Source organism: Sulfitobacter sp. AS92 (genome assembly GCF_038900015.1).
Taxonomy (GTDB): domain Bacteria; phylum Pseudomonadota; class Alphaproteobacteria; order Rhodobacterales; family Rhodobacteraceae; genus Sulfitobacter.
This window is the reverse complement of sequence record NZ_JBBMQL010000003.1, coordinates 486129-507758: the sequence shown is the minus strand read 5'-3', so window position 1 is coordinate 507758 and position 21630 is coordinate 486129. Positions and strand designations below refer to the sequence as shown.

Annotated in this window: 24 protein-coding genes and 1 riboswitch; of the genes, 11 read left to right on the top strand and 13 right to left on the bottom strand. The window is 60.8% G+C overall.

From position 1 onward, the window contains the following. Positions 1-46: 46 nt before the first annotated feature. From aroA to WNY61_RS08630, 3 genes are read left to right on the top strand one after another with little or no spacing between them, the layout of a single operon-like run. Complete coding sequence (gene aroA / locus WNY61_RS08640) at positions 47-1399, top strand: 3-phosphoshikimate 1-carboxyvinyltransferase (protein ID WP_342851054.1); 1353 nt, start codon at positions 47-49, stop codon at positions 1397-1399. Further along, entirely contained in the window at positions 1396-1899 is a 504-nt protein-coding gene (locus WNY61_RS08635; protein ID WP_342851053.1) for a hypothetical protein, read from the top strand. Before aroA ends, WNY61_RS08635 begins: the two co-directional genes overlap by 4 nt. Continuing rightward, positions 1896-2531 carry a d(CMP) kinase gene (locus tag WNY61_RS08630; RefSeq protein ID WP_342851052.1) on the top strand — a complete coding sequence of 212 codons (636 nt, stop codon included), beginning with the start codon at positions 1896-1898 and terminating at the stop codon, positions 2529-2531. Before WNY61_RS08635 ends, WNY61_RS08630 begins: the two co-directional genes overlap by 4 nt. A 47-nt stretch (positions 2532-2578) precedes the next feature. Here WNY61_RS08630 and metK read toward each other — a convergent pair whose 3' ends face one another. The 7 genes from metK to WNY61_RS08595 form a co-directional block, all read right to left on the bottom strand. Further along, entirely contained in the window at positions 2579-3760 is a 1182-nt protein-coding gene (metK, locus tag WNY61_RS08625) for a methionine adenosyltransferase (RefSeq protein WP_342851051.1), read from the bottom strand. 4 nt (positions 3761-3764) lie between these two features. Further along, positions 3765-3813: riboswitch (SAM-SAH riboswitch) on the bottom strand. A 31-nt stretch (positions 3814-3844) separates the two neighbouring features. Further along, a complete protein-coding gene (gene lnt / locus WNY61_RS08620; protein WP_342851050.1) occupies positions 3845-5344 on the bottom strand; it encodes an apolipoprotein N-acyltransferase in 1500 nt (499 codons plus the stop codon). Next, complete coding sequence (locus WNY61_RS08615; protein WP_067939931.1) at positions 5341-6243, bottom strand: hemolysin family protein; 903 nt, start codon at positions 6241-6243, stop codon at positions 5341-5343. Before WNY61_RS08615 ends, lnt begins: the two co-directional genes overlap by 4 nt. A 26-nt stretch (positions 6244-6269) precedes the next feature. Next, complete coding sequence (ybeY, locus tag WNY61_RS08610; RefSeq protein WP_342851049.1) at positions 6270-6815, bottom strand: rRNA maturation RNase YbeY; 546 nt, start codon at positions 6813-6815, stop codon at positions 6270-6272. Continuing rightward, complete coding sequence (locus tag WNY61_RS08605) at positions 6790-7779, bottom strand: PhoH family protein (protein ID WP_342851111.1); 990 nt, start codon at positions 7777-7779, stop codon at positions 6790-6792. The genes ybeY and WNY61_RS08605 overlap by 26 nt, the downstream gene beginning before the upstream one ends. Positions 7780-7926: 147 nt before the next feature. Then, positions 7927-8250: a hypothetical protein gene (locus tag WNY61_RS08600; protein WP_342851048.1), complete on the bottom strand. Its 324-nt coding sequence runs from the start codon at positions 8248-8250 to the stop codon at positions 7927-7929. Positions 8251-8263: 13 nt separating this feature from the next. Beyond that, complete coding sequence (locus WNY61_RS08595; protein ID WP_050770441.1) at positions 8264-8791, bottom strand: OmpA family protein; 528 nt, start codon at positions 8789-8791, stop codon at positions 8264-8266. A 468-nt stretch (positions 8792-9259) separates the two neighbouring features. Here WNY61_RS08595 and WNY61_RS08590 point away from each other — a divergent pair, with 468 nt between their 5' ends. Beyond that, positions 9260-9604 (top strand): hypothetical protein, encoded by a 345-nt coding sequence (locus tag WNY61_RS08590; protein ID WP_243254250.1) that lies wholly within the window; start codon positions 9260-9262, stop codon positions 9602-9604. A gap of 46 nt (positions 9605-9650) precedes the next feature. On the opposite strand, the gene miaB is transcribed toward WNY61_RS08590, so the two are convergent. Beyond that, positions 9651-10955 carry a tRNA (N6-isopentenyl adenosine(37)-C2)-methylthiotransferase MiaB gene (gene miaB / locus WNY61_RS08585; RefSeq protein ID WP_007120808.1) on the bottom strand — a complete coding sequence of 435 codons (1305 nt, stop codon included), beginning with the start codon at positions 10953-10955 and terminating at the stop codon, positions 9651-9653. Between the two features lie 123 nt (positions 10956-11078). On the opposite strand from miaB, the gene WNY61_RS08580 reads away from it, so the two are divergent. The 4 genes from WNY61_RS08580 (at position 11079) to WNY61_RS08565 (ending at position 14264) form a co-directional block, all read left to right on the top strand. Beyond that, a complete protein-coding gene (locus tag WNY61_RS08580) occupies positions 11079-11948 on the top strand; it encodes a hypothetical protein (protein ID WP_342851047.1) in 870 nt (289 codons plus the stop codon). A 214-nt stretch (positions 11949-12162) separates the two neighbouring features. Then, positions 12163-12855 (top strand): phosphatidylserine decarboxylase, encoded by a 693-nt coding sequence (locus WNY61_RS08575; protein WP_342851046.1) that lies wholly within the window; start codon positions 12163-12165, stop codon positions 12853-12855. A 9-nt stretch (positions 12856-12864) separates the two neighbouring features. Beyond that, a complete protein-coding gene (gene pssA / locus WNY61_RS08570; protein ID WP_342851045.1) occupies positions 12865-13629 on the top strand; it encodes a CDP-diacylglycerol--serine O-phosphatidyltransferase in 765 nt (254 codons plus the stop codon). A gap of 17 nt (positions 13630-13646) precedes the next feature. Continuing rightward, on the top strand, positions 13647-14264 hold the full coding sequence (locus tag WNY61_RS08565; RefSeq protein WP_342851044.1) for a class I SAM-dependent methyltransferase: 618 nt from the start codon (positions 13647-13649) through the stop codon (positions 14262-14264). Between the two features lie 33 nt (positions 14265-14297). Here WNY61_RS08565 and irrA read toward each other — a convergent pair whose 3' ends face one another. Continuing rightward, a complete protein-coding gene (gene irrA / locus WNY61_RS08560; protein WP_040701812.1) occupies positions 14298-14717 on the bottom strand; it encodes an iron response transcriptional regulator IrrA in 420 nt (139 codons plus the stop codon). Between the two features lie 163 nt (positions 14718-14880). Here irrA and fabA point away from each other — a divergent pair, with 163 nt between their 5' ends. Then, positions 14881-15390 carry a bifunctional 3-hydroxydecanoyl-ACP dehydratase/trans-2-decenoyl-ACP isomerase gene (gene fabA, locus WNY61_RS08555; RefSeq protein ID WP_007120814.1) on the top strand — a complete coding sequence of 170 codons (510 nt, stop codon included), beginning with the start codon at positions 14881-14883 and terminating at the stop codon, positions 15388-15390. A 66-nt stretch (positions 15391-15456) separates the two neighbouring features. On the opposite strand, the gene WNY61_RS08550 is transcribed toward fabA, so the two are convergent. Then, positions 15457-16059 (bottom strand): SDR family oxidoreductase, encoded by a 603-nt coding sequence (locus WNY61_RS08550; protein WP_342851043.1) that lies wholly within the window; start codon positions 16057-16059, stop codon positions 15457-15459. A 75-nt stretch (positions 16060-16134) separates the two neighbouring features. Then, positions 16135-17514, bottom strand: a complete 1380-nt coding sequence (locus WNY61_RS08545; protein WP_342851042.1) for an NAD-dependent succinate-semialdehyde dehydrogenase — start codon at positions 17512-17514, stop codon at positions 16135-16137. A 164-nt stretch (positions 17515-17678) separates the two neighbouring features. Between WNY61_RS08545 and fabB the strand changes: the two genes are divergently transcribed. Continuing rightward, positions 17679-18908 carry a beta-ketoacyl-ACP synthase I gene (gene fabB / locus WNY61_RS08540; protein WP_342851041.1) on the top strand — a complete coding sequence of 410 codons (1230 nt, stop codon included), beginning with the start codon at positions 17679-17681 and terminating at the stop codon, positions 18906-18908. Positions 18909-18917: 9 nt separating this feature from the next. Further along, complete coding sequence (locus WNY61_RS08535; RefSeq protein ID WP_342851040.1) at positions 18918-19709, top strand: enoyl-ACP reductase; 792 nt, start codon at positions 18918-18920, stop codon at positions 19707-19709. A 184-nt stretch (positions 19710-19893) separates the two neighbouring features. Here the strand turns inward: WNY61_RS08535 and WNY61_RS08530 are convergent, their stop codons facing one another. Further along, positions 19894-21009 (bottom strand): class I SAM-dependent RNA methyltransferase, encoded by a 1116-nt coding sequence (locus tag WNY61_RS08530; protein ID WP_342851039.1) that lies wholly within the window; start codon positions 21007-21009, stop codon positions 19894-19896. A 109-nt stretch (positions 21010-21118) separates the two neighbouring features. After that, positions 21119-21547 carry a peptidylprolyl isomerase gene (locus WNY61_RS08525; RefSeq protein WP_259982050.1) on the bottom strand — a complete coding sequence of 143 codons (429 nt, stop codon included), beginning with the start codon at positions 21545-21547 and terminating at the stop codon, positions 21119-21121. Positions 21548-21630: the final 83 nt, after the last annotated feature.

Below are 21630 nucleotides of genomic sequence, written 5' to 3'. Positions count from 1 at the left end.
CGTTCGCCTGCGATAATAGGGGCCTCAAGCAGATCAGAGGTACCTCATGTCCAGTCACGGCAGCCCCATTCCCATGTCATCGCGCGCCTGCGGGCCGCTTAGCGGCACTGCCGAGGTGCCCGGCGATAAATCCATCTCCCACCGTAGCTTGATCCTTGGCGCCATGGCCGTGGGCGAGACCACGATCACCGGGCTTTTGGAAGGGCAAGACGTGCTCGACACCGCCAAGGCGATGCGGGCATTCGGGGCCGAGGTGATTGACCACGGCGGCGGCTCTTATTCCGTGCACGGGGTTGGCGTTGGCGGCTTTGCCGAGCCTGACAATGTGATCGATTGCGGCAACTCCGGCACCGGCGTGCGCCTGCTGATGGGCGCCATGGCGACCTCTCCGATCTCAGTGACCTTCACCGGTGACGCCAGCCTCAACAGCCGCCCGATGGCGCGGGTGACCGACCCACTGGCCCTTTTCGGCACGCAATCCGTGGGCCGCGCCGGGGGCCGCTTGCCGATGACCCTCGTGGGCGCGGCTGAGCCAGTGCCGGTGCGCTATACCGTCCCGGTCCCTTCCGCGCAGGTCAAATCCGCCGTGCTGCTGGCGGGGTTGAATGCCCCCGGCAAGACCGTGGTGATCGAGGCCGAAGCCACCCGCGACCATACCGAGCGGATGCTGGCAGGATTCGGCGCCGAGATCACAGTTGAGGATACCGATGAGGGCCGCGTCATCACCCTGACGGGCCAGCCAGAGTTGAAACCACAGCATATCGACGTGCCGCGCGATCCCTCTTCTGCCGCCTTCCCCGTTTGTGCGGCGCTGATCGTCCCCGGCTCTGACGTGCTGGTGCCGGGCATCGGGTTGAACCCCACGCGCGCGGGGCTGTTCACAACCTTGCGCGAAATGGGCGCAGACCTGACCTATGAAAACGAGCGGACCGAAGGCGGCGAGCCTGTCGCTGACCTGCGCGCGAAATTCTCCCCCAATCTTTATGGCATCGAAGTTCCGCCCGCGCGCGCGGCAAGCATGATCGACGAATACCCCGTGCTCTCGGTCGTGGCGGCCTGTGCGACGGGAGACACCGTGATGCGCGGCGTCAAGGAATTGCGGGTCAAGGAAAGCGACCGGATCGAGGCCATGGCCAGCGGGCTGCGCGCCAATGGGGTCGAGGTCGAAGACGGGCCGGATTGGTGGATCGTCAAAGGGTTGGGCCACGGCAATATCCCCGGGGGTGCGACCTGCCAAAGCCATCTCGACCACCGCATCGCCATGTCTTTCCTGATCCTTGGCATGGTCGCGCAACAGCCGGTGCAGGTGGATGACGGCGGCCCCATTGCCACGTCTTTCCCGATTTTCGAGCCTCTGATGGCGTCCTTGGGTGCGCAGGTCGAACGGCTGCCTGCGTGACAGGGGACAGGCTCATTTGGCTCAGCATTTGCGCCGCGTTGGCCTTTGCCGCCCTTGCGGGATTTGCCGAAACCCAACTGCGCGCGGCGGGCATGGGGGTCTTGGACGGGCGGCTTTTGGGCTATGCTCTGGCCGAGGCGCGCGCCTATCTCGCCGCCCTCAGCCCGAGGCAGACAGCCCTTTACCTCGGCCAGTTCCGGCTGGCTGACACCGCCTTCCCCGCGCTTTTGGCGCTGGCGCTGTTGCTGTGGTTTCGGCGCTGGTCGGCGGGCGGGCTTCGGCTGACGCTGACGCTTGCCGTCGCACTCTACCTCGGGGCGGATTACACCGAGAATATGCTGATCGCGCGGCTGGTTGAACTGGGGTCAGAACGGCTGACTGAACAAGCGGTTGCGACCGCCAGCCTGTTTACGCAGGTAAAATGGACAATACTGGCCGCCTGTTTCGGAGCAGCCTTGCTGCTTGGCCTCAGGGCGCGCAACGAAAGGAATGTACAATGACGAAGAGTACCAATGGCGGCATGACCGTTGCCATCGACGGCCCCGCAGCGGCGGGCAAAGGCACGGTCGCAAAGGCGGTCGCGGCGCATTTCGGCTTTGCGCATCTCGACACCGGGCTTTTGTACCGTGCTGTGGCAGCCAAAACTCTCAAAGGGATTGACCCCGAAGAGGCCGCACGAACGCTCGCCCCTGTCGATCTCGAAGACCCCAGCCTGCGCAACCCGGATGTGGCGCAGGAAGCCAGTAAAGTGGCTGTGATTCCGGCAGTGCGTGCGGCCCTCGTGCGGTTCCAGCGCAGCTTTGCCACCCGCGCAGGCGGTGCAGTGTTGGACGGGCGCGACATTGGCACGGTGATCTGTCCCGACGCACCGGTGAAACTGTTCATCACCGCCAGCCCCGAAGTGCGCGCACAGCGCCGCTTTGCCGAGCTTTCGGGCAAGGGGATCGAGATCACTTATGAAACCGTCTTGGACGACGTCAAACAACGCGACCTGCGCGACATGAGCCGCGACCAAGCGCCGCTAAAACCGGCCGCTGATGCTAGGCAGATCGACACCACCGAAATGGCGATCGAGGATGCGGTGGCCGCAGCGGTGGCTTTGGTCGAGGCCAAACAGGCCGAGCGGGGCTAAGGGCCGCTAAGCTTAAAGGGTGGGCGCAATCGCCCACCCTGATAACTTTACACTGCCGCCTTCAGCTGATCGACCAGATCACGGCGTTCCCAGCTAAAGCCGCCATCCGCGTCAGGCGCCCGGCCAAAGTGACCATAGGCCGCCGTGCGCTGGTAGATCGGTTTATTCAACTGCAGATGCTCACGAATGCCGCGCGGGGTCAGATCGATGATCTGGCGGATGGCCTTCTCAATCGCCGCGTCATGCACATCGCCGGTGCCGTGGGTGTCGCAATAGATCGACAGCGGCTCGCTCACGCCAATCGCATAGCTAAGCTGGATGGTACATTTTTTAGCCATCCCCGCTGCCACGACGTTTTTCGCCAGATAGCGCGCGACATAGGCCGCCGAGCGGTCCACCTTGGTCGGGTCCTTGCCCGAGAACGCACCGCCGCCATGGGGGGCCGCGCCGCCATAGGTGTCGACAATGATCTTACGACCCGTGAGGCCCGCGTCACCATCCGGTCCGCCGATTACGAAAACCCCGGTGGGGTTCACATGCCAGACGGTCTCATCGTCGATCCAGCCCTCGGGCAGGACTTCGCGGATGTAGGGCTCAACAATATCGCGAATGTCGGCACTGGACTGGCTCTCGCTTTCATGCTGCGTCGACAGCACGATAGAGCTTACGCCAACCGGTTTGCCGTTCTCATAGCGCACCGAAAGCTGGCTTTTCGCATCCGGGCGCAGGGTCGGCTCGGTGCCGTCTTTGCGCACTTCTGCCAGACGCCGCAGCACCGCATGGGCATAGTGGATCGGCGCGGGCATCAGTTCGGGTGTCTCGTCGGTGGCGAAACCGAACATGATACCCTGATCGCCCGCGCCCTCTTCTTTGCCGTCAGCCGCATCAACACCTTGGGCGATATGCGCGGACTGTGGGTGCAGCAGGTTGGTGATCTCACATGTCGCGTGGTGAAATTCGTCCTGCTCATAGCCGATATCTTTGATGCAGGCGCGGGCGATGTCTTCGACCTTGCTGAGATATTCATCAAGCTTGGTCTTATTGGCCAAACCGACCTCCCCGCCGATAACGACACGGTTGGTGGTGGCAAAGGTTTCGGCGGCGACCCGCGCTTCGGGTTCCTCGCTGATGAAAGCGTCGAGGATCGCATCCGAAATCCGGTCGCAGACCTTATCCGGGTGCCCCTCGGAAACGGATTCCGAAGTGAAAGTATAGTTCTGACGGGACATGTAGTGCTCCAATAAAAATTACGCACCACGTCAGGAAGCCGTTGTGGTGCTGTGCCAACGGCTTAGACAACCGCTGGTGGATGGTCAATCGGCATTCCCGGGCCTGCGGCGGCGGGCCACGGCAAGCCCTGCAAAGCAAAGCCCCAAGAGCAGCGAAAGCGGCAAATCTCCGCTGCGGCTATAGAGTGTTGGCGGCAGTGGCGCGGGCAGCGGCGCGTCAATGAACCCTGCGGAATTGAGCGCCAGCGAAGCGGTCACGCGCCCCTGCGGGTCGATCATCGCCGAGATGCCTGTGTTGGCCGCACGGGCCATGGGCAGCCCTTGTTCAATCGCCCGCATCCGCGCTTGGGCAAGGTGCTGGCGCGGCCCTGCAGCCTTGCCGAACCATGCGTCATTGGTGACCTGCATCAAGAAGGCGGGCCGCGCCGGGGCGGCGTTCACATCATGGGCAAAGACGGCCTCATAGCAGATCAACGGCAATGCGGCGCCGAGCGGCCCCATATCAAGAAGCTCCGCGCCCGGCCCGCTGGAAAAGCCGTTGCCCTCTTGCGCGGCGAGGCCATGGATCCCGAAACGCGCCATCAGATCACCCAGCGGCATGTATTCGCCAAAGGGCACGAGGTGGTGTTTGTCATAAAGCTGATCGACAGCGCCATTGGCATCCAACACCACCAGCGAATTGTAATAGCGCATGTTAGACCGGCGCTGCACACCCAGCACCACCGGAACGTCAGAAGCCGCACCGATCTCGGCCAGTGCACTGCCCGCCATATCCAACGCCCAAGGGATCGCCGTTTCGGGCCAGATCACCAGATCAGGCGCTTGGCTTGCGTCTTTCGGCGCGGCGGCGGTGTAATCGAGCTGCCGTGAGAAAAAGAATTCAAATCTGTCCGCGTTCCACTTTTCCCGCTGCGTTGCATTGGGCTGGACCAAGCGCACCACCTGATCGGTCAACACCGCAGGCGGCACTTGCGGCGACAACAGCAAGAGCAGACCGGTCGACAGCGCCAACGTCCCCTGCCCCAAGCGCAGCGCCAAAGGGCCACGCAGCAACAAGGTCGCGGCAATGGCAAAAAGCCAGAGGTTCAGCGCATAGGGGCCGACCCAAGCCAACCCCTGCCCGGCCATCACGCCGACCAGCGCCTGCGCGGGCATGGCCCATGGAAAACCGGTGAAAATATAGGCGCGCAGCAGTTCCACCGCCGCCCAGGTCAGCGCCAAGGCAAGCCCGCGCCGTGGTGCAATCCATCGGGCAAGACCGAAGGCCAGTCCCCAGAACAGTGCCATTCCCGCCGCCAATAGGATCAGCGCAAAGGGCGCCATCCAGCCATGGCGTTCCACATCGACCATGAAGGGCGACACGATCCATTGCAGCGCGTGCAGAAAATAGCCGAAGCCAAAGCCCCAGCCCAAAAGCGCCGCGCGAAACGGGCCAGCCGATTGCGCACGATACAGCCAGAACGCCACCAGCAGCCCGGCAAAGAGCAGCAGCGGCAGCTCATAGGGCGCTTGCCCGAAGGCGGCAGCAGCTCCGGCGATCGGAGCCAGCAACATGCGGCCCCGCATCGCCAGCCGCTGCATCATCCCCCGGCCCCTTGGGTGCGGACCCGTAGACGTTTGATGCGACGCGGATCGGCGTCGATTACCTCAAACTCAGGGCCGTCGGGGTGCAAAACCACCTCGCCGCGTGCCGGAACCCGGCCCGACAGCATGAAGACCAACCCGCCAAGCGTGTCGATCTCCTCTTCGTCGACGGTCTCATGATCGGTCAGCGAATGGCCAATCTCAGCCTCGAAATCACCCAATGGTGTCTTGGCGAGTGCCAGATAGGTACCGGGTTTTTCAACCGTCCAATAGGTGCCTTCGTCGACATCATGTTCGTCTTCGATTTCGCCGATGACCTGTTCGATCAGGTCTTCGATGGTGACAAGCCCGTCAACACCGCCATATTCATCGATCACCAATGCCATATGTCGCCGCTCGGCCTGCATCTTGGTCAGCAGCACGCCGATGGTCATCGACGGCGGCACATAGACCAAAGGGCGCAGCATGGCGCGCAGATCGAATTTGGTGTTTTTACCATTAAAACCGTGGTTCAGCGCAAGGTCTTTCAGGTGCACCATGCCCACCGGCGTGTCCAGCGTGCCGTCATAGACGGGCAGCCGGGTCATGCCGCTTTCCTTGAACACCGCCACCAACTCATCCAGCGTGGCGCTGACCGGCACGGCGGTGATATCCGCCTTGGGCACCGCCACATCATCAACCCGCATCCGGCGCAGGTTGATCATGCCGTGCCCGGTGGGCCGCTCGGTCTCTGCCGATGCCTCGGGGGTGTCATCCTCGCTGTCCGATGGGCTTAATGCCTCGAACACTCGAGAAAAGAAATTGCCGGTGCGCATTGCACTATCATCCGGCAGCTCATGTCTATCTTCATCCGCAAGCGCGCTCTGCGCCGCCTCAGATGATCCGTCTGTATCGCCCATTGGGTCCCGTCTGTGTTACAAGCCCCCTAAGGGCCATTTTCCTTATATGGGTCATCATAACCCATTTTGCCAAGTATTTCGCGCTCTAACCCCTCCATCAACATGGCGTCGGGGTCATTTTCGTGGTCATAGCCCAGAAGATGCAACAGCCCATGTACGATGAGATGGGTCACATGCGCATTCAAAGGCTTGGCCGCCGCATTGGCTTCGGCGGCACATGTCTCATAAGCCATGGCGATGTCGCCCAGTTCAAGCATTCCGTCAATGCCGGGGGCGACGGGCAGCGGATCGCCGCCCGGCGCGGCGGCACCGCGTTCCTCCGCAGGCCAGCTGAGCACATTTGTGGCACGCGCCTTGCCACGAAAATCTTCGTTCAGCACTGCAATGCGCGCATCATCGCAGGCCAGTAGGGTCATCTCAGCGGTTTCCGCGTCCAGCCCCAGATGCCCAAGCGTGGCTTGCGCGGCGGCATGCGCCAGCGGCTCAAGGTCGACCGCCTCCCAGCGGCCGTCCTCAATCACGATATCGAAATCTTCAAGCATCACGTCAAGCGGCACCGCTATCCGCCTCATAAGCCTCGATAATCGCCGCAACCAGCGGGTGGCGCACAACGTCTTTAGAAGTGAAGTAATTGAAGCTAATACTCGGGATCGTTTTTAGCAAACGCTCGGCATCCTGTAACCCCGATTGCACCCCGCGCGGAAGGTCGATCTGGGTGCGGTCGCCAGTAATTACCATGCGGGAATTTTGCCCAAGACGCGTCAGGAACATCTTCATTTGCATCGACGTGGCGTTCTGCGCCTCATCCAACACGACAAAAGCATTCGACAGCGTCCGCCCCCGCATAAAGGCCAGCGGTGCGATCTCGATGCGCTTTTCTTCCAACAGTTTCGCCAGTTGCTTGCCCGGCAGGAAGTCATTCAGCGCGTCATAGAGCGGCTGCATGTAAGGATCGACCTTGTCCTTCATGTCACCCGGCAGATAGCCCAGCTTCTCTCCCGCTTCGACCGCAGGACGGCTGAGAATAATCCGGTCCACATGGCCACCGATGAACATCGATACGCCCACAGCCACGGCCAGATAGGTCTTGCCGGTACCCGCAGGGCCGATGCCAAAGGCCAGTTCATTGTCGAACAGCGACTGCACGTAAGCCTTCTGCGCGTCAGTGCGCGGCTCGACCCGTTTCTTACGTGTCTGGATCTCAATCGCGTCGCCCATTGGCATTTCCAGCTGGTCGCCCTGACGCACGCCTGTGCCAGCGCTGGAATTGCCCATGCGCAACATGCCGTCCACATCAGCAGCCTCAACCGAGCGGCCGCTTTCAAGCCGCACATAAAGCGCATTCAGCAGGCTTTCGGCTTTTTCAACGGCCTCGCCCTCACCCAAAATCTGCAGGTGATTGCCGCGCCGGATGATCTGCACCTCGAGCGATTTCTCGATAGCAGCCAGATGCGCATCATAAGCGCCGCAGAGGTCGATCAGCAGGCGGTTATCGGGAAACTCCACCACCCGTTCGGCTGCGGTTTCCGGTGTCATCAGATCAGTTGAAGGCAATGCGCGTATCCTTTGTTAAGCATTAAAAGGAGAGATAGGCAGGCGGGCAGGATTTACCAACCCGTTCCGACAAAAAGGGCCGAAGCGCAACGCGCTCCGGCCCGGTGTGTTTGATATGGACCACAGAGGTCAATTCGGGTCTTTGATGCTAGAGCCGCCTTTGAAATCTCCGGCGGTATGCGTGGGAGGGGCGACGCCCGAACAGACCGGCTTGCCGAATTTATCAAGCCGCGCCGAAAGATAGCCCTCAACCCCATCGTCGATGATCCAATGATCACAGCCATTTGGATCAACCCAGATGCCCGCCTGAAGCTGGCTGAGGTGCTTTTTGTCGATGCCCCGGTCAAAAGTCTTGTCCGAAGGATAACCCCGGCCCAGACCGCCTTCGTAGTCGGTACAGGCCGACAGGCCGACGGCACAGGCGGTGACCATGAGAAGTTTCGTCTTAATCACTTTTTTGGTCCCTTCAGCGAATGCAGATAATTTCGACACGGCGGTTTTTGGCCATGTTCGCAGCGGAATTGTTCGGCACGGCAGGCATCCGTTCGCCGTAGCCCCGTACATCGGCGATCCGTGCGCCAACTTGGTTGGCGACATGCGCGACCGAATTTGCGCGGTTGTAGGACAGGCGCATGTTATAAGCGTCCGACGCGCGGCTGTCGGTATGGCCGGTGATGATATAGGAAACCGCCCCGGTCGACTGGAAGAAATTCGCCAAACGCGCGCGGCCCTGAGCGGAGATGTTGTATTTGTCGGTGGCAAAGAACTGGTCCGCCTCCATCACACCGCAAACATCGCCACGGCGGCACACGGGGATGCCCTGACGGGTGGTGTGCGGGGTCATATACCCCTCGGCCCCGTCATCCATCACCCAATGTTCGCAGCCGTCGGGATCAACCCAGATGGTCGGCGTGTAGACGCCCTTGTCACGGCCCTGTTGTGAGCGCGTCTGCGCATCGGCCGACGTACTGGCAACGGTCAGCGCGGCTGCCATCGTCAGGCTGGCGATGGCGCGCAGCGCATTGGAAAAAGTGGGTCCCACAGCGTTAGTCCTCATTCTAAATTTTGGCAAATGCGGCCCCGCCCCGAAGCGGCATCTACATAATATGATGTCAGGTTAGGCAAAAACTTGCCTGCTGTGAAGCTGTGAAATCAACATTTTGTGGCTTGGACACTTTAGGTCACAACGAATCTGCTGCGGCGGGTGACTGGGGAAAGACAGGTCGCTCCGGGCCTCGCGCCTGAACCGCCGACTTAGAAAACACCCCATTGATCACTGCCCTAGCGACAATCAACCGCGGCCCTTCAAGATTGTTCGCAGCCCCCTGACAGTTCCATCGAATTTTCTTGAAATGCGCACGGTTGGGTCTAAGCCTCTAAGCATCGGATCGCGAGGGTGGGACTTTCGCGCGGCTTTGCTGATCTGGACTGACGCTGCAATAATCACTTGGGGGACCAACTCATGATGAAAACAATACTCGCCACCGCCGTCACCGGCCTGCTTGCCATGCCTGCTTTTGCTGGTGGTGTGACATACGCCTACCACCATCAGGGCAAGGCGCATCCAACAGGGAACGTGATCCATGTCAGCTGCTTTCGCGGCCCGTGGAAGGGCGTGATCTGGGACCGCCCCAATTCTGTCTTCGTGGATAGCCTCGTGGCCGTGGGCTACGATTTCTCGACCGCCCATGCCGTGGCCGAGCGCATCTGCCGCGACGACAAACTGGTGGGCAACCCTGCTGGCATGAAAGCGGAGATGGAGCGGATCTTTGCGGATGCGTCTTCTCACCGCAAGCACAACTACTGAAGCACTCAGGGTGCGCGGCAACGCGCACCCAAGGCGGCCCTAATCTTTAGACCTGAACAGCGGCCAGAGAGTTCGTCTTGGCCTCGGTCACCCGCACGCGCTGGATGTCACCAATCGCCGCCGTGCAGTTCTCAATATGCACCGCATGAAGATACTCTGACTTGCCGAGCATCTGACCGGGCAAACGGCCCTGCTTCTCAACCAGAACCGAGACTTCGCGCCCAACCATCGACTGCTGGATCTCACGCTGGTGCTGGGTAATCAGCCCCTGCAAGCGTTGCAGGCGGTCGTCCGCTACTGCCGGATCGACCAGTGGGCGCTCTGCCGCAGGGGTGCCGGGGCGGGTGGAATATTTGAACGAATAGGCATAGCCGTAGCGCACTTGGCGGACCAACTCCATCGTGGCCTCGAAATCGGCGTCGCTTTCTTCGGGAAAGCCGACAATGAAATCGCCTGACAGAAGGATATCAGGCCGCGCTTCGCGGATGCGTTCCAGCAGTTTCAGATAGCTTTCGGCAGTGTGGCTGCGGTTCATCCGTTTCAGGATGTGGTCGCTGCCTGATTGCACCGGCAGATGAAGGTAAGGCATCAATTCTGGCACCTCACCATGCGCCGCAATCAGATCGTCGCCCATGTCGTTGGGGTGGCTGGTGGTGTAGCGGATGCGCTCTAGCCCATCGACCTTGGCCAAGGCGCGGATCAGATCGGCCAGTGTCATGCCGCCGTGGTAGGCGTTTACATTCTGCCCCAGCAAGGTGACTTCTCGCACCCCTCGCTCAACCAGATCCCGCGCTTCTTCCAGCACTTTTTCAGCGGGCCGCGAGACTTCGGCACCCCGCGTATAGGGCACCACGCAGAAAGCGCAGAACTTGTCGCAGCCCTCTTGCACCGTCAGGAATGCTGCCGGCGCGCGTTTCGCCTTGGGGCGGCTCTTGAGGTGATCGAATTTGTCTTCGGCCGGGAAATCGGTGTCGAGCGCGCTTTGCCCGCTGCGCACCTTCGCCTCCATCTCTGGCAGACGGTGATAGCTTTGCGGGCCCACCACCAGATCGACTGCAGGCTGGCGGCGCATGATCTCGGCCCCCTCGGCCTGTGCTACGCAGCCCGCCACACCGATCTTCAGATCAGGGCGCGCGTCTTTCAGCGGCTTCAGGCGGCCCAACTCGGAATACACCTTCTCTGCCGCCTTTTCGCGAATGTGGCAGGTATTGAGCAGGATCATATCAGCGTCATCGGCCTTGTCGGTCGTGACATAGCCCTGACCGCCCAGGCTTTCGGCCATGCGTTCGCTGTCATAGACGTTCATCTGGCAACCATAGGTCTTGATGAACAGCTTTTTCGGTTGTGTCATGGCGGGGATCCAACTGGCTTTGGCAGTATATAGGCAGATGGCGTCGTCTAACAGCGGCAGCCGCGTCTTGCAATGCGCCCGGATTTGACCGACTTTGCCCCACGGAATTTCCAGCGGGGGCCTATGCGGTATCGCGATCTTGATCACCTTATCAAAGAGGCACGCACGGCGCTGAACGCGGGCCCCGTCGCGATGGTGCTGGTCGAGGACGATGTCGAGATCGACACCACCCTGCGCCATCACCAGCAGGCCGGTTTTGACACGGTGCTGGCGCTCATGCCCCCGCCGTTCGACCTGCCGCGCGATTTGCAGCAAAGCGTGCTTAGGGTCGATTACGACACCACCCGCGACGGCGCGTTAGAGCAGGCGGTGAACCAGATGATCGCGGCGCTGCCGGGGCAATGGCTTTATTACTGTTACAACGCTGAATACCTTTTCCACCCCTTCAGCGAGACGCGCAATATCAAGGAATTGTTGGCTTTTCACACTGAAGAGCGGCGCGATGCGTTGCTGGGCTATGTGGTTGACCTCTACGCGCTGGATCTCAAGCGGCACCCCGATGCGGTCTCACTTGATCAAGCGCACCTGGACCGCTCAGGCTATTACGCATTGGCGCGCAAGGACGCGGAGCAGCAAGGGCACCCAAAGGAACGGCAGTTGGATTTCTTTGGCGGCCTACGCTGGCGGTTCGAAGAACACGTCCCCCCGCAAAGCCGCAAGATTGACCGCATCCCCCTGTTTCGCGCCAAGCCGGGGTTAATGCTGCGCAGCGATCACACGTTCAATGATGAAGAATACAATACCTACGCCTGTAAGTGGCACCACAATATAACCACGGCCATTTGCTCGTTCCGCACTGCCAAAGCGCTGAAAAGCAATCCGGGCAGCCGCTATGATATACCCACTTTTCAATGGCATAACTCAGAGCCGTTTGAGTGGCATTCACGACAGTTGATGGATTTGGGTCTGATGGAGCCGGGCCAATGGTTTTGAACAGAGCCCGGCAACCACCGTGCCGCCTGTAGGCATCTGCAGGTTCATAGTCTGAGGCAAACCCTTTGCATAAATGCGATGTTGCTTATCGCCCTTCAACGACTGCGATGCCAAGGCTGTGCCCGCCCTGCCCAAACCCGCCGCTTTCCCAAAACCGACTTGCACTCGCGCGCTATGCACCTATGACGGAAGACAGCCACCACGGGAGGGTCCGATGTCCGTCAACATGCTCGACACATTCATCAAACCGATGCACCGCGAGGGCGTCAAATTCGTAGCGATCTTTGCTGCCATCACACTGGTACTTTTTGCCATCGCGGATGTGCTGGGCTGGATCGGCGTCGGTCTGACCGTCTGGTGCTACTACTTCTTCCGCGATCCAGAGCGTGTCACCCCCGATCGGCCCGACCTGATCGTCAGCCCCGCCGATGGCATCGTATCCCTGATCGAGCCTGCGGTGCCACCCGCCGAACTGGGGATGCCCGATGTGCCTCTGACCCGCGTCAGCGTGTTCATGAGCGTGTTCAACTGCCACATCAACCGCGCCCCCGTCGCGGGCAAGGTGCAGGCCGTGGCCTACCGCCCGGGCAAATTCTTTAATGCTTCGCTCGACAAGGCCAGCGCCGACAATGAGCGTAACAGTCTGTGTATCCGTATGGACGACGGGCGTGATCTGGCCGTGGTGCAGATCGCGGGCCTCGTGGCGCGGCGGATCGTCTGTTTCGTGAAATCCGGCGACGGGTTGGAAACTGGCGAACGCTTTGGCTTGATCCGCTTTGGCTCACGGCTAGATGTCTACCTGCCCGAAGGTGTCGACCCAATGGTGCGCATCGGGCAAACCATGGTCGCCGGGGAAACCGTGCTGGCCGAGTTGAAACAGCCGGTGGCCCAGTCCACCCCCGTCTAGGATTGCTGCATGCGCCCCTCTTCTGAAAAGTCCGGCGCAGACCTTGCGCTGATCCAATTGCTTCCGAATGCGCTGACCATCACCGCAATCTGCGCGGGGCTGTCTGCGATCCGTTTCGGGGTGCAGGGCAACTATGTGTTGGCCGTGCAGCTGATCCTACTGGCCTGTGTGCTGGATGGTTTGGACGGGCGGCTTGCGCGGCTGTTGCGCTCCTCCAGCCCGATGGGTGCGGAACTGGACTCGCTCGCCGACTTTCTGAACTTCGGCGTGGCACCGCCGCTGATCCTCTATTTCTGGGCGCTGCAAGATATGCGCAGCGCGGCTTGGATCTCGGTTCTGGTCTATGCAGTTTGCTGTGTGGTGCGGCTGGCGCGGTTCAATGTGAACGACAAGGCCGAGGCAGAGAAGGCCAAGAACGGGGATGCGGTGGGCGAATCCGGCTCCTACTTCACCGGCATCCCTTCGCCCGCCGGTGCCCTGCTGGTGCTTTTGCCAATGACGCTGTCCTTTGCTTTCCACAACCAGCCCATTCTGCCGGACTGGATGATTGCCGCGCATATGGTGCTGATCGGCTTTCTGATGATCAGTCGCATCCCCACATGGTCATTCAAAACCACCAAGATTTCGCGCCGCCATGTGAAATACCTGCTCGTCGGTGTGGCAATTTTTGCCGCAGCACTGGCGACCTATGCTTGGACCACATTGGTCGCAGTATGCGTGGCCTATATCGGCATGGTGATCTGGGGCCTGCTGCGCGGCAAAAAAACCAAATAAAACCAAAAGGAATTAAGATGGATATCAAGGCGGTCGAGACTTCTTATGCCCGCTGGGCGCCGATCTACGACAAGACCTTTGGCGCGCTCACCAGCGGTGGCCGTCGCCATGTGGTCGCCCATATCAACAAGGGCGAAGGCACCGTGCTCGAAGTCGGCGTTGGCACCGGATTATCGCTGCCGCATTACGCGCCACATCTTTCGGTCACAGGTATGGACTTCAGCGATGAGATGCTCGCCAAGGCCCGCCAGCGCGTTGCGCGCGAAGGGCTGACGCATGTAGCCGGCCTGCGCCAGATGGATGCCCGTGACCTTGATTTTCCCGACGCCAGTTTCGACACCGTCGCCGCCATGCATGTGCTGTCGGTCGTGCCCGAACCTGAGCGCGTGATGGAAGAGATCGCCCGCGTGCTCAAACCCGGCGGTCAGGTGGTCATCGCCAACCATTTTATGCGCACCAACGGCGTCTTGGGTTTTCTTGAAAAAGTGTCCGCGCCCTTTGCCAATACGCTGGGCTGGCACTCGGATTTTGAGATGGAAACCGTGCTGCAACAAGATGCGCTGCAAGTCGAAGACGAACGCGCGCTGCCGCCAATGGGCATGATGACATTTCTGGTGTTGCGCAAACGCGGCTAGCAAAGCAATCGGTGGGGCTTGCCGCCCCGCCGCTCAGGACTTCCGGCGCAGGCGGATCACCACATCGACCGAGGCAATTTCAGCCCCCTCCGGCGCATCGGGAAGCTGTGCAATCACCAACTGTTCTGACGGCGCGTCGGTCAGTTTGCTGTCGTCTTCCCAAAAGAAATGCGGGTGGTCGTGGGTGTTGGTGTCAAAATAGCTTTTGGAGCCATCAACGGTCACTTCCTGCAGCAGCCCAGCATCGCAGAACGCCCGCAGCGTGTTGTAGACCGTTGCCAGCGACACGGCTTCGCCCTGCCCTTTAGCCGCCTCAAACAGGCTTTCGGCGGTGACGTGACGGTCTTGACCATCGCCCACCAGCAGGCTTGCCAGCGTGACACGTTGGCGTGTGGGGCGTAGTCCAGCCTGCGCCAACCAGCGCGTCCCGACCTCTTGTTCCTGTTCGGACATCAATTTCCTGCCTTTCATGGTCATATAAAGGATGAAATCCCCGGTTTTCAATTGAAAACCTCGCACCAATCGTCGCAGCCGCCTTCGCGCGGCCCTTGCAGCATGCTGGAGCGCGATGCTAAACGGGACCCAAGTGATAACAGACCAGCAGGAGAGCCGCAGTATGGCCGACTACCCCACGAGTTTCGACAAGGAAGATCTGCTGAAATGCGCCCGCGGCGAGCTTTTCGGCCCCGGTAACGCGCAGCTTCCCGCCCCGCCGATGCTCATGATGGACCGGATCACCGATGTCTCGGCCGATGGCGGCGCCCATGGCAAAGGCCATATCACCGCCGAGTTCGACATCACCCCGGACCTGTGGTTTTTCGAATGCCACTTCCCCGGCAATCCGATCATGCCCGGCTGTCTGGGTCTTGACGGTCTGTGGCAATTGACCGGTTTCAACCTCGGCTGGCGCGGCTGGCAGGGGCGCGGCTATGCGCTTGGCGTGGGCGAAGTGAAGCTGACCGGCATGGTCCGGCCTGAGCGTAAGATGCTGACCTATAAGATTGATTTCACCAAAGCGATCCAAACACGCCGCCTGACCATGGGTGTGGCTGACGGCATCGTCGAAGCCGATGGCGAAGTGATCTATCAGGTGAAAGACATGAAAGTCGCGCTGAGCGAAAGCTGAGCCGACATCATCTTGGAATAAAGAAAAGGGGGCCGCGCGGCCCCCTTTTGCATCTTTGACATGACCTTAGAGGGACTGCATTTTCTGAACCCTACCGTTATGACGACCTGTCACTGCCGCCTCGGCCAGCACGGCAGCCACATCTGCGCGGCGGGCTTGGCCCTTTTGATCGACCCCCTCGCCCAAATTGATCGCATTGGTCTTGGGATCATCGGTCAGCGCCACGGGGCGCAGGATTGAATAGGTCAGTCCCGAGGCTATCAGATGCTCATCCGCCGCCTGTTTTGCCTTAAGGTAGTGGGTCATCTCTGTATCCTCGGGTGGGTTGTCGGCCCCGACCGAACTTAGCATCACAAACCGATCCACATTGGCATCGCGGGCCAGATCAATAAGATGCTGCGCGCCTTCTCGGTCGACCTTCTCGGTCATCTCTGGGCCGGTGTTGCCACCCGAGCCTGCGGCAAAAACAACAACATTAACACCATCGCAAACGCCTGCCTGCAGGTTGGTCAAATCTCCTTGGCGCTCAGCCGTGCCTTCGGGCAGAACGGAAGTGTCAGAGCCCTTCCGCACCAGCGCAATCGGCTCCGCCCCTCGATCTTGCAATTCACTCACAAGCAAACGCCCGGTTTTGCCGGTCGCACCGGCAACAAGTACCTTAATCGTCATTTGGAACCTCTCGAATAATCGTTAATACCACAGCGGGCGGCAGGAAGCCGCCCGCCTCAAATCTGCGAGTGCTGCTTATGAGGGCAGAAAGATCGCCTTGGCGTTGACAAATTCGCTCATGCCAAAGCCGCCATGTTCGCGTCCATAACCGGAGTTCTTGACCCCGCCGAAGGGCATATTCGGATCCGCCAACCCAAAACCGTTGATCCGGATCATCCCGGTGTCAAACTCTGCTCGGGCCAACTCCAACGCGCGGTCTTCGTCTTTCGAGAAGATACCGCCGCCAAGACCATAGCGGCTGTCATTGGCAATGCGCATCGCATCTTCGTCATCCTTGGCGCGGATCACCGAGGCAACGGGGCCAAAGATTTCATCGTCATAGGCGGGCGAGCCGGGCTTCACGTTGCCCAGGACGGTCGATGGATAATAGGCACCAGTACGGTCAGGCACGTCGCCACCGCAGAGCAGTTCGCAACCCTTCTCGACGCTTTCCTTGACCTGATCGCGCACCGTCTCGAACTGCTCTTGGCTCGACAGCGGGCCAAGGCCGGTGCTCTTGTCCATCGGGTCGCCCATCTCGATCGATTTCATCTGCTCGACAAAGGCTTTCACGAAGGCATCGTAGTTCTTGTCGGTCACGATAAAGCGCTTTGCCGAGATGCAGGTCTGACCATTGTTGTAAATCCGGCCAGCAGCAGAGAATTTCACCGCCGTGTCGATGTCTGCATCATCCAACACGATAAAGGCATCGTTCGAGCCCAGTTCCAGCACCGATTTCTTGAGGTGTTTTGCCGCCAAAGATCCGATGTGGCTGCCCGCTTTGTCCGAGCCGGTCATGGTCACGCCGCGCACCAGATCATGGGCGATCAGCTTGTCGCTTGTGTCATGGTCGATGATGACGACGTTAAACAGGTCTTTCGGCAGCCCTGCTTCTTCACAAATCTCCTTGAGACGCAGCGCGCTGCCGGTACAAATTTGGGCGTGTTTCAGGACGTTGCCGTTGCCCGCCATCAGGTTTGCCGCCAGAACGCGGACCGGCTGGTAAAAGGGGAAGTTCCACGGCTGGACCGAATAGATCACGCCAATCGGCTGATAGGTCACCACGCCGTTTTTCTTGCCATCCATCAACTCGCGGGTCTCGTCCTTAAGCTTTTCTGGGCCCGCATCGGCGGTCCAGTCGAAGATCGCGGCGCAGAGGTCAACTTCGTCAAGGCTGTCTTGATAGAGCTTACCCACCTCGCGGGTCATCAACTCGGCCAGTTCCTCCTTATTATCGCGAAGCTTTTCAGCAATCTTTTTTAGATAGGGCGCGCGCTCATCATGGGAGAGCTTGCGCCAGTCCTTAAATGCTTCATGCGTGGCCTCGACCGCGCGGATCGCCTCGGCTTCGGACATGACGTTGTAGGTGTTCAGGACCTCTTCGGTGGCGGGGTTTACCGTCTTGATCTCGGGCATTCTGTTCTCCTTTATGTCTCGTTGGGCAAACACCGCCCGTCCATCGCGCGTTCCATCACAGAACCTTGACCGGCAACTTCTGCGCATGTGGTTTCGGCAAACCGCTTGCGCCGTCCCGCCGTGCTGTCATACACCGGGGCTGATAAAACAAAGGAGTGCTGCCCATGCGCCGCGTCGTCGTCACAGGGTTGGGGATCGTCTCATCCATCGGAAATAACGCCGAAGAAGTGCTAGCCGCGCTGAAGGACGGCACCTCCGGGATCGAAGCAAGCCCGGAGATGGCCGAACACGGGTTCCGCAGCCGCGTGGCCGGGACGCTTAAGATCAATCTGGCCGATCATATCGACAAGCGCACGCTACGCTTCATGGGGCCGGGCGCAGGCTATGCCTATGTGGCGATGGATCAGGCGATCAAGGATGCCGGGCTGAGTGAAGATCAGATCAGCAACCCGCGCACCGGTCTGGTGGCAGGCTCGGGCGGTCCGTCGACAAGCGCCATGTTCGCCGCGCATAACATCGTGAAAGACACAGGCGCGACCAAGCGCATCGGGCCGTTTGCCGTGCCGAAATGCATGTCTTCAACCGTCAGCGCGAACCTCTCGACCGCTTTCAAGATCAAAGGCATCAACTATTCCATTACTTCGGCCTGCTCCACTTCGCTGCATTGCATCGGCAACGCGGCTGAACAGATCATGCTGGGCAAGCAAGATGTGATGTTTGCCGGTGGCGGCGAAGAGTTGGACTGGACGCTGTCCTGCCTCTTTGACGCAATGGGCGCGATGTCGTCCAAGTACAACGACGCCCCCGAAACAGCGAGCCGCGCCTTTGACGCGGACCGCGACGGTTTTGTGATCTCTGGCGGCGGCGGCATGCTGGTGCTCGAAGACCTCGACCACGCACTGGCGCGCGGCGCGAAAATCTACGCCGAGGTGACGGGCTATGCCGCCACCAGCGATGGGCACGACATGGTGGCCCCTTCCGGCGAAGGCGGCGAGCGTGCGATGCGTCTGGCGCTCGACACGCTGCCCGAGGGCCGCAAGGTCGGCTATATCAACGCACACGGCACCTCCACCCCCGTCGGCGATGTGGGCGAGATCGAAGCGGTTCGTCGCGTCTTCGGCCAGGGCAGCACGCCGCCCGTTAGCTCGACCAAATCGATGACAGGCCACGCGCAGGGCGCTGCGGGCGCGCTGGAAGCGATTTTCTCGCTGCTGATGCTCGACAACGATTTCATCGCCAAGTCGATCAACGTGCAAAACCTCGACCCGGCGCTTGATCCTTCCGAGATTGCGCTGGAGCGGGTCGACAACGCAGGGCTCGATTCCGTGATGACCAACTCCTTCGGATTTGGTGGCACCAACGGGTCGATGATCCTGTCAAAGTATAAGGGCTGAGGGCGCGTTATGTCGGGAATGCTTGCAGGAAAACGCGGCCTCATCATGGGTGTCGCTAACGAACGGTCCATCGCTTGGGGCATCGCCAGGGCGATGGCCGAGGCCGGGGCCGAACTGGCCTTCACCTATCAGGGCGAGGCCTTTGGCAAGCGTCTTGAGCCGCTGGCGCAGAGTGTCGGGTCCGACTTCATGGTCGATGTCGATGTGACCGATGACGCCTCGCTCGACCGCGCGTTTGACGAGTTGGGCGCGCGCTGGCCGACGATTGACTTCGTCGTGCATGCCATTGCTTTCTCGGACAAATCCGAGTTGACGGGCCGGTTCTTGAACACCAGCCGGGCGAACTTCAAGAACTCGATGGATATCTCGGCCTATTCCTTCATCGACGTGGCGCGGCGCGCCCATCCGCTGATGGTTGAGAATGGCGGCACGTTGCTGACGCTGACCTACATGGGGTCGAACCGTGTCACGCCGAACTACAATGTCATGGGTGTGGCCAAGGCGGCGCTGGAGAGTGCAACGCGCTATCTGGCGAATGATCTGGGGCCGGAGGGTATCCGCGTGAACGCGATTTCGCCGGGGCCGATGAAGACGCTGGCGGGGGCTGCCATCGGTGGCGCGCGCAAGACCTATAAGCACACGGATCAGAACGCGCCGTTGCGGTCGAATGCGACGTTGGAGGCTGTCGGTGGCACGGCGGTTTATCTGGCATCGGATGCGGGGGCCTGCACGACGGGTGAGATTGTCCGTGTGGATGGTGGTTTCCACGTGTTGGGGATGCCGCAGGCGGAGAACCTTTAAGGGTTTAACTATCTCGGCCCGGAATCAAGCCGTAGGCGCCGGGCCATCGCCTGCCCGTCCCCACGGGGAGGCGATTTGGTGAGGCCGGGCGCGCCTTTTCGAGGGTGCGCTAAAGCCGCACCATAAAGTGGGACGGATGAACGCTGCAATCGCCACCCCACGGGCAGGCGCTGACCCTCGGTCTCTACCGCAGCGCATCCGTCTGCCAGAGCCAAATCTTCATCCCGCCATGGGCAATCGCTGGCCCTTGCGGCTTCCACGGCAGCCCTGTCGCCCGTGCCAAGGGTGGCTCTGACGTCACCAGCCCCACGCGCCACCCGCGGAATCGCGTCTTCAGCGTCTCACCCAAAGTCCCATAGAGCGGATAAAGCAGCTTCTTATTCCCAATCCGCCCCCCATAAGGCGGGTTCACGATCACCAGCCCCGGCGGACCCTCTGGCGGCTGCACCTCCCCTGCCCCGTGGCAGGCGAAATGGCACCACGCACCCACACCCGCACGCTCGGCATTGGCCGTGCTCATGCGGATTGCGCCTGCGTCCCGATCCGAGCCGTAGAACCGCGCCGCAGGCTCGGCCACCGCCCCACCGCTGCGCATCTCCTCCCAAACTCCAGCATCAAAACTCGCCAAGTCCTCAAACGCAAAGCTCCGGCTGCGACCCGGCTTCACCCCCGCCGCGATCTCTGCGGCTTCGATCAGAAACGTCCCCGAGCCGCACATCGGGTCCACCACCGGCTCGCCCGGCGTGTACCCACATGACCGCAGCATCAGCGCCGCCATATTCTCGCGCATCGGCGCCTTGCCCACCGCCTCCTTGTGGCCGCGCTTGTGCAACGCCTCGCCCGAAGTATCGATGCTGAACATCACCGCGTTGTCGTCGATCCGCACCTTCAGGACCAAGGCCGCCTCCGCATCCACCGTAATCCCGTGGCTTTCACGCAGCGCGGTCTCGACCCGCTGCTGCGCGGCCCCGGCGTGGTAAATCTTCGACGCCTTGCACGTCACCTGCACCTTCACCGGCACATCGGCACGCAGCACGTCACCAAAGGGAAACTTGCGGCAGCGCTTGTCCAACTGCGCCAGATGGAAGGCCATAAAGCCTCCGATCCGCGCCAGCACCCGACCCGCGCCGCGCAGCTCTAGGTTCGCGCGCCAGACCTCGGGCCAACTGCCCTGAACGGTCACGCCACCGGGCTGGGCCTGCGCTTTGGCAAAGCCTTTTTCCTGCGCCTCGGCGCAGAGCAAATCCTCAAGCCCGGGCGGGCAGACAAGGAAAATCTCGAATGTATCTGGGGTATCCATGGCCCTTACATAAGCGCCTGCGCGGCGCGGTGCGAGGGGAAAAAGACGCGCATCGCGTCTTCTAGGCCCACCGGGGAGGCATCCCCCCCGGCAGGCAATGTCAGATCGCTCAGGCGATTTTGACCAGTTCGATATCGAACTGCAGGTCTTTGCCCGCCAGCGGGTGGTTGGCGTCGAGCGTCACGGTGGTCTCGTCCACTTCCACGACGGTTACGGGCAGCGCCTGACCTTCGGGCGTCTGCATCTGCAACTGCGTACCGGGATCAAGCGGGATGTCCGCTGGGATACCGTCGCGCGGCACCGACTGGCGCATCTCAGGGTTCACCGGGCCGTAGGCTTCTTCGCTGGGCACCTGAACGACCTTCTTGTCGCCTTCGGTCATGCCGGGCAGCGCGCTGTCGAGACCGGGGATGATCTGACCCGAACCCACAACGAATTCCAGCGGGTCACGACCCTCAGAACTGTCAAAAGTGGTGCCGTCCTGCAGCGTGCCGGTATAGTGAATCTGTACTGTGTCGCCGGATTTGACCTCAGCCATTGTCGTCTCCAATTTGTCAGGGGAAAAGGGAAGGAGGCCGCGTATCTGCGCGGGTGCTCCAAATTCCGCGACAGCATGAAGAT

Excerpts from the sequence above, each read along its gene's own strand:
- WNY61_RS08590 (WP_243254250.1), top strand. The coding sequence starts at position 9,260 with ATGATGAAAACAATACTCGCCACCGCCGTCACCGGCCTGCTTGCCATG.
- WNY61_RS08580 (WP_342851047.1), top strand. The coding sequence starts at position 11,079 with ATGCGGTATCGCGATCTTGATCACCTTATCAAAGAGGCACGCACGGCG.
- WNY61_RS08535 (WP_342851040.1), top strand. The coding sequence starts at position 18,918 with ATGTCGGGAATGCTTGCAGGAAAACGCGGCCTCATCATGGGTGTCGCT.
- WNY61_RS08565 (WP_342851044.1), top strand. The coding sequence starts at position 13,647 with ATGGATATCAAGGCGGTCGAGACTTCTTATGCCCGCTGGGCGCCGATC.
- miaB (WP_007120808.1), bottom strand. The coding sequence starts at position 10,955 with ATGACACAACCGAAAAAGCTGTTCATCAAGACCTATGGTTGCCAGATG.
- lnt (WP_342851050.1), bottom strand. The coding sequence starts at position 5,344 with ATGATGCAGCGGCTGGCGATGCGGGGCCGCATGTTGCTGGCTCCGATC.
- WNY61_RS08595 (WP_050770441.1), bottom strand. The coding sequence starts at position 8,791 with ATGGCAGCCGCGCTGACCGTTGCCAGTACGTCGGCCGATGCGCAGACG.
- irrA (WP_040701812.1), bottom strand. The coding sequence starts at position 14,717 with ATGTCCGAACAGGAACAAGAGGTCGGGACGCGCTGGTTGGCGCAGGCT.
- pssA (WP_342851045.1), top strand. The coding sequence starts at position 12,865 with ATGCGCCCCTCTTCTGAAAAGTCCGGCGCAGACCTTGCGCTGATCCAA.
- WNY61_RS08530 (WP_342851039.1), bottom strand. The coding sequence starts at position 21,009 with ATGGATACCCCAGATACATTCGAGATTTTCCTTGTCTGCCCGCCCGGG.
- metK (WP_342851051.1), bottom strand. The coding sequence starts at position 3,760 with ATGTCCCGTCAGAACTATACTTTCACTTCGGAATCCGTTTCCGAGGGG.
- fabA (WP_007120814.1), top strand. The coding sequence starts at position 14,881 with ATGGCCGACTACCCCACGAGTTTCGACAAGGAAGATCTGCTGAAATGC.
- WNY61_RS08525 (WP_259982050.1), bottom strand. The coding sequence starts at position 21,547 with ATGGCTGAGGTCAAATCCGGCGACACAGTACAGATTCACTATACCGGC.
- fabB (WP_342851041.1), top strand. The coding sequence starts at position 17,679 with ATGCGCCGCGTCGTCGTCACAGGGTTGGGGATCGTCTCATCCATCGGA.
- ybeY (WP_342851049.1), bottom strand. The coding sequence starts at position 6,815 with ATGAGGCGGATAGCGGTGCCGCTTGACGTGATGCTTGAAGATTTCGAT.
- WNY61_RS08630 (WP_342851052.1), top strand. The coding sequence starts at position 1,896 with ATGACGAAGAGTACCAATGGCGGCATGACCGTTGCCATCGACGGCCCC.
- WNY61_RS08575 (WP_342851046.1), top strand. The coding sequence starts at position 12,163 with ATGTCCGTCAACATGCTCGACACATTCATCAAACCGATGCACCGCGAG.
- WNY61_RS08615 (WP_067939931.1), bottom strand. The coding sequence starts at position 6,243 with ATGGGCGATACAGACGGATCATCTGAGGCGGCGCAGAGCGCGCTTGCG.
- WNY61_RS08605 (WP_342851111.1), bottom strand. The coding sequence starts at position 7,779 with ATGACACCGGAAACCGCAGCCGAACGGGTGGTGGAGTTTCCCGATAAC.
- WNY61_RS08550 (WP_342851043.1), bottom strand. The coding sequence starts at position 16,059 with ATGACGATTAAGGTACTTGTTGCCGGTGCGACCGGCAAAACCGGGCGT.
- aroA (WP_342851054.1), top strand. The coding sequence starts at position 47 with ATGTCCAGTCACGGCAGCCCCATTCCCATGTCATCGCGCGCCTGCGGG.
- WNY61_RS08545 (WP_342851042.1), bottom strand. The coding sequence starts at position 17,514 with ATGCCCGAGATCAAGACGGTAAACCCCGCCACCGAAGAGGTCCTGAAC.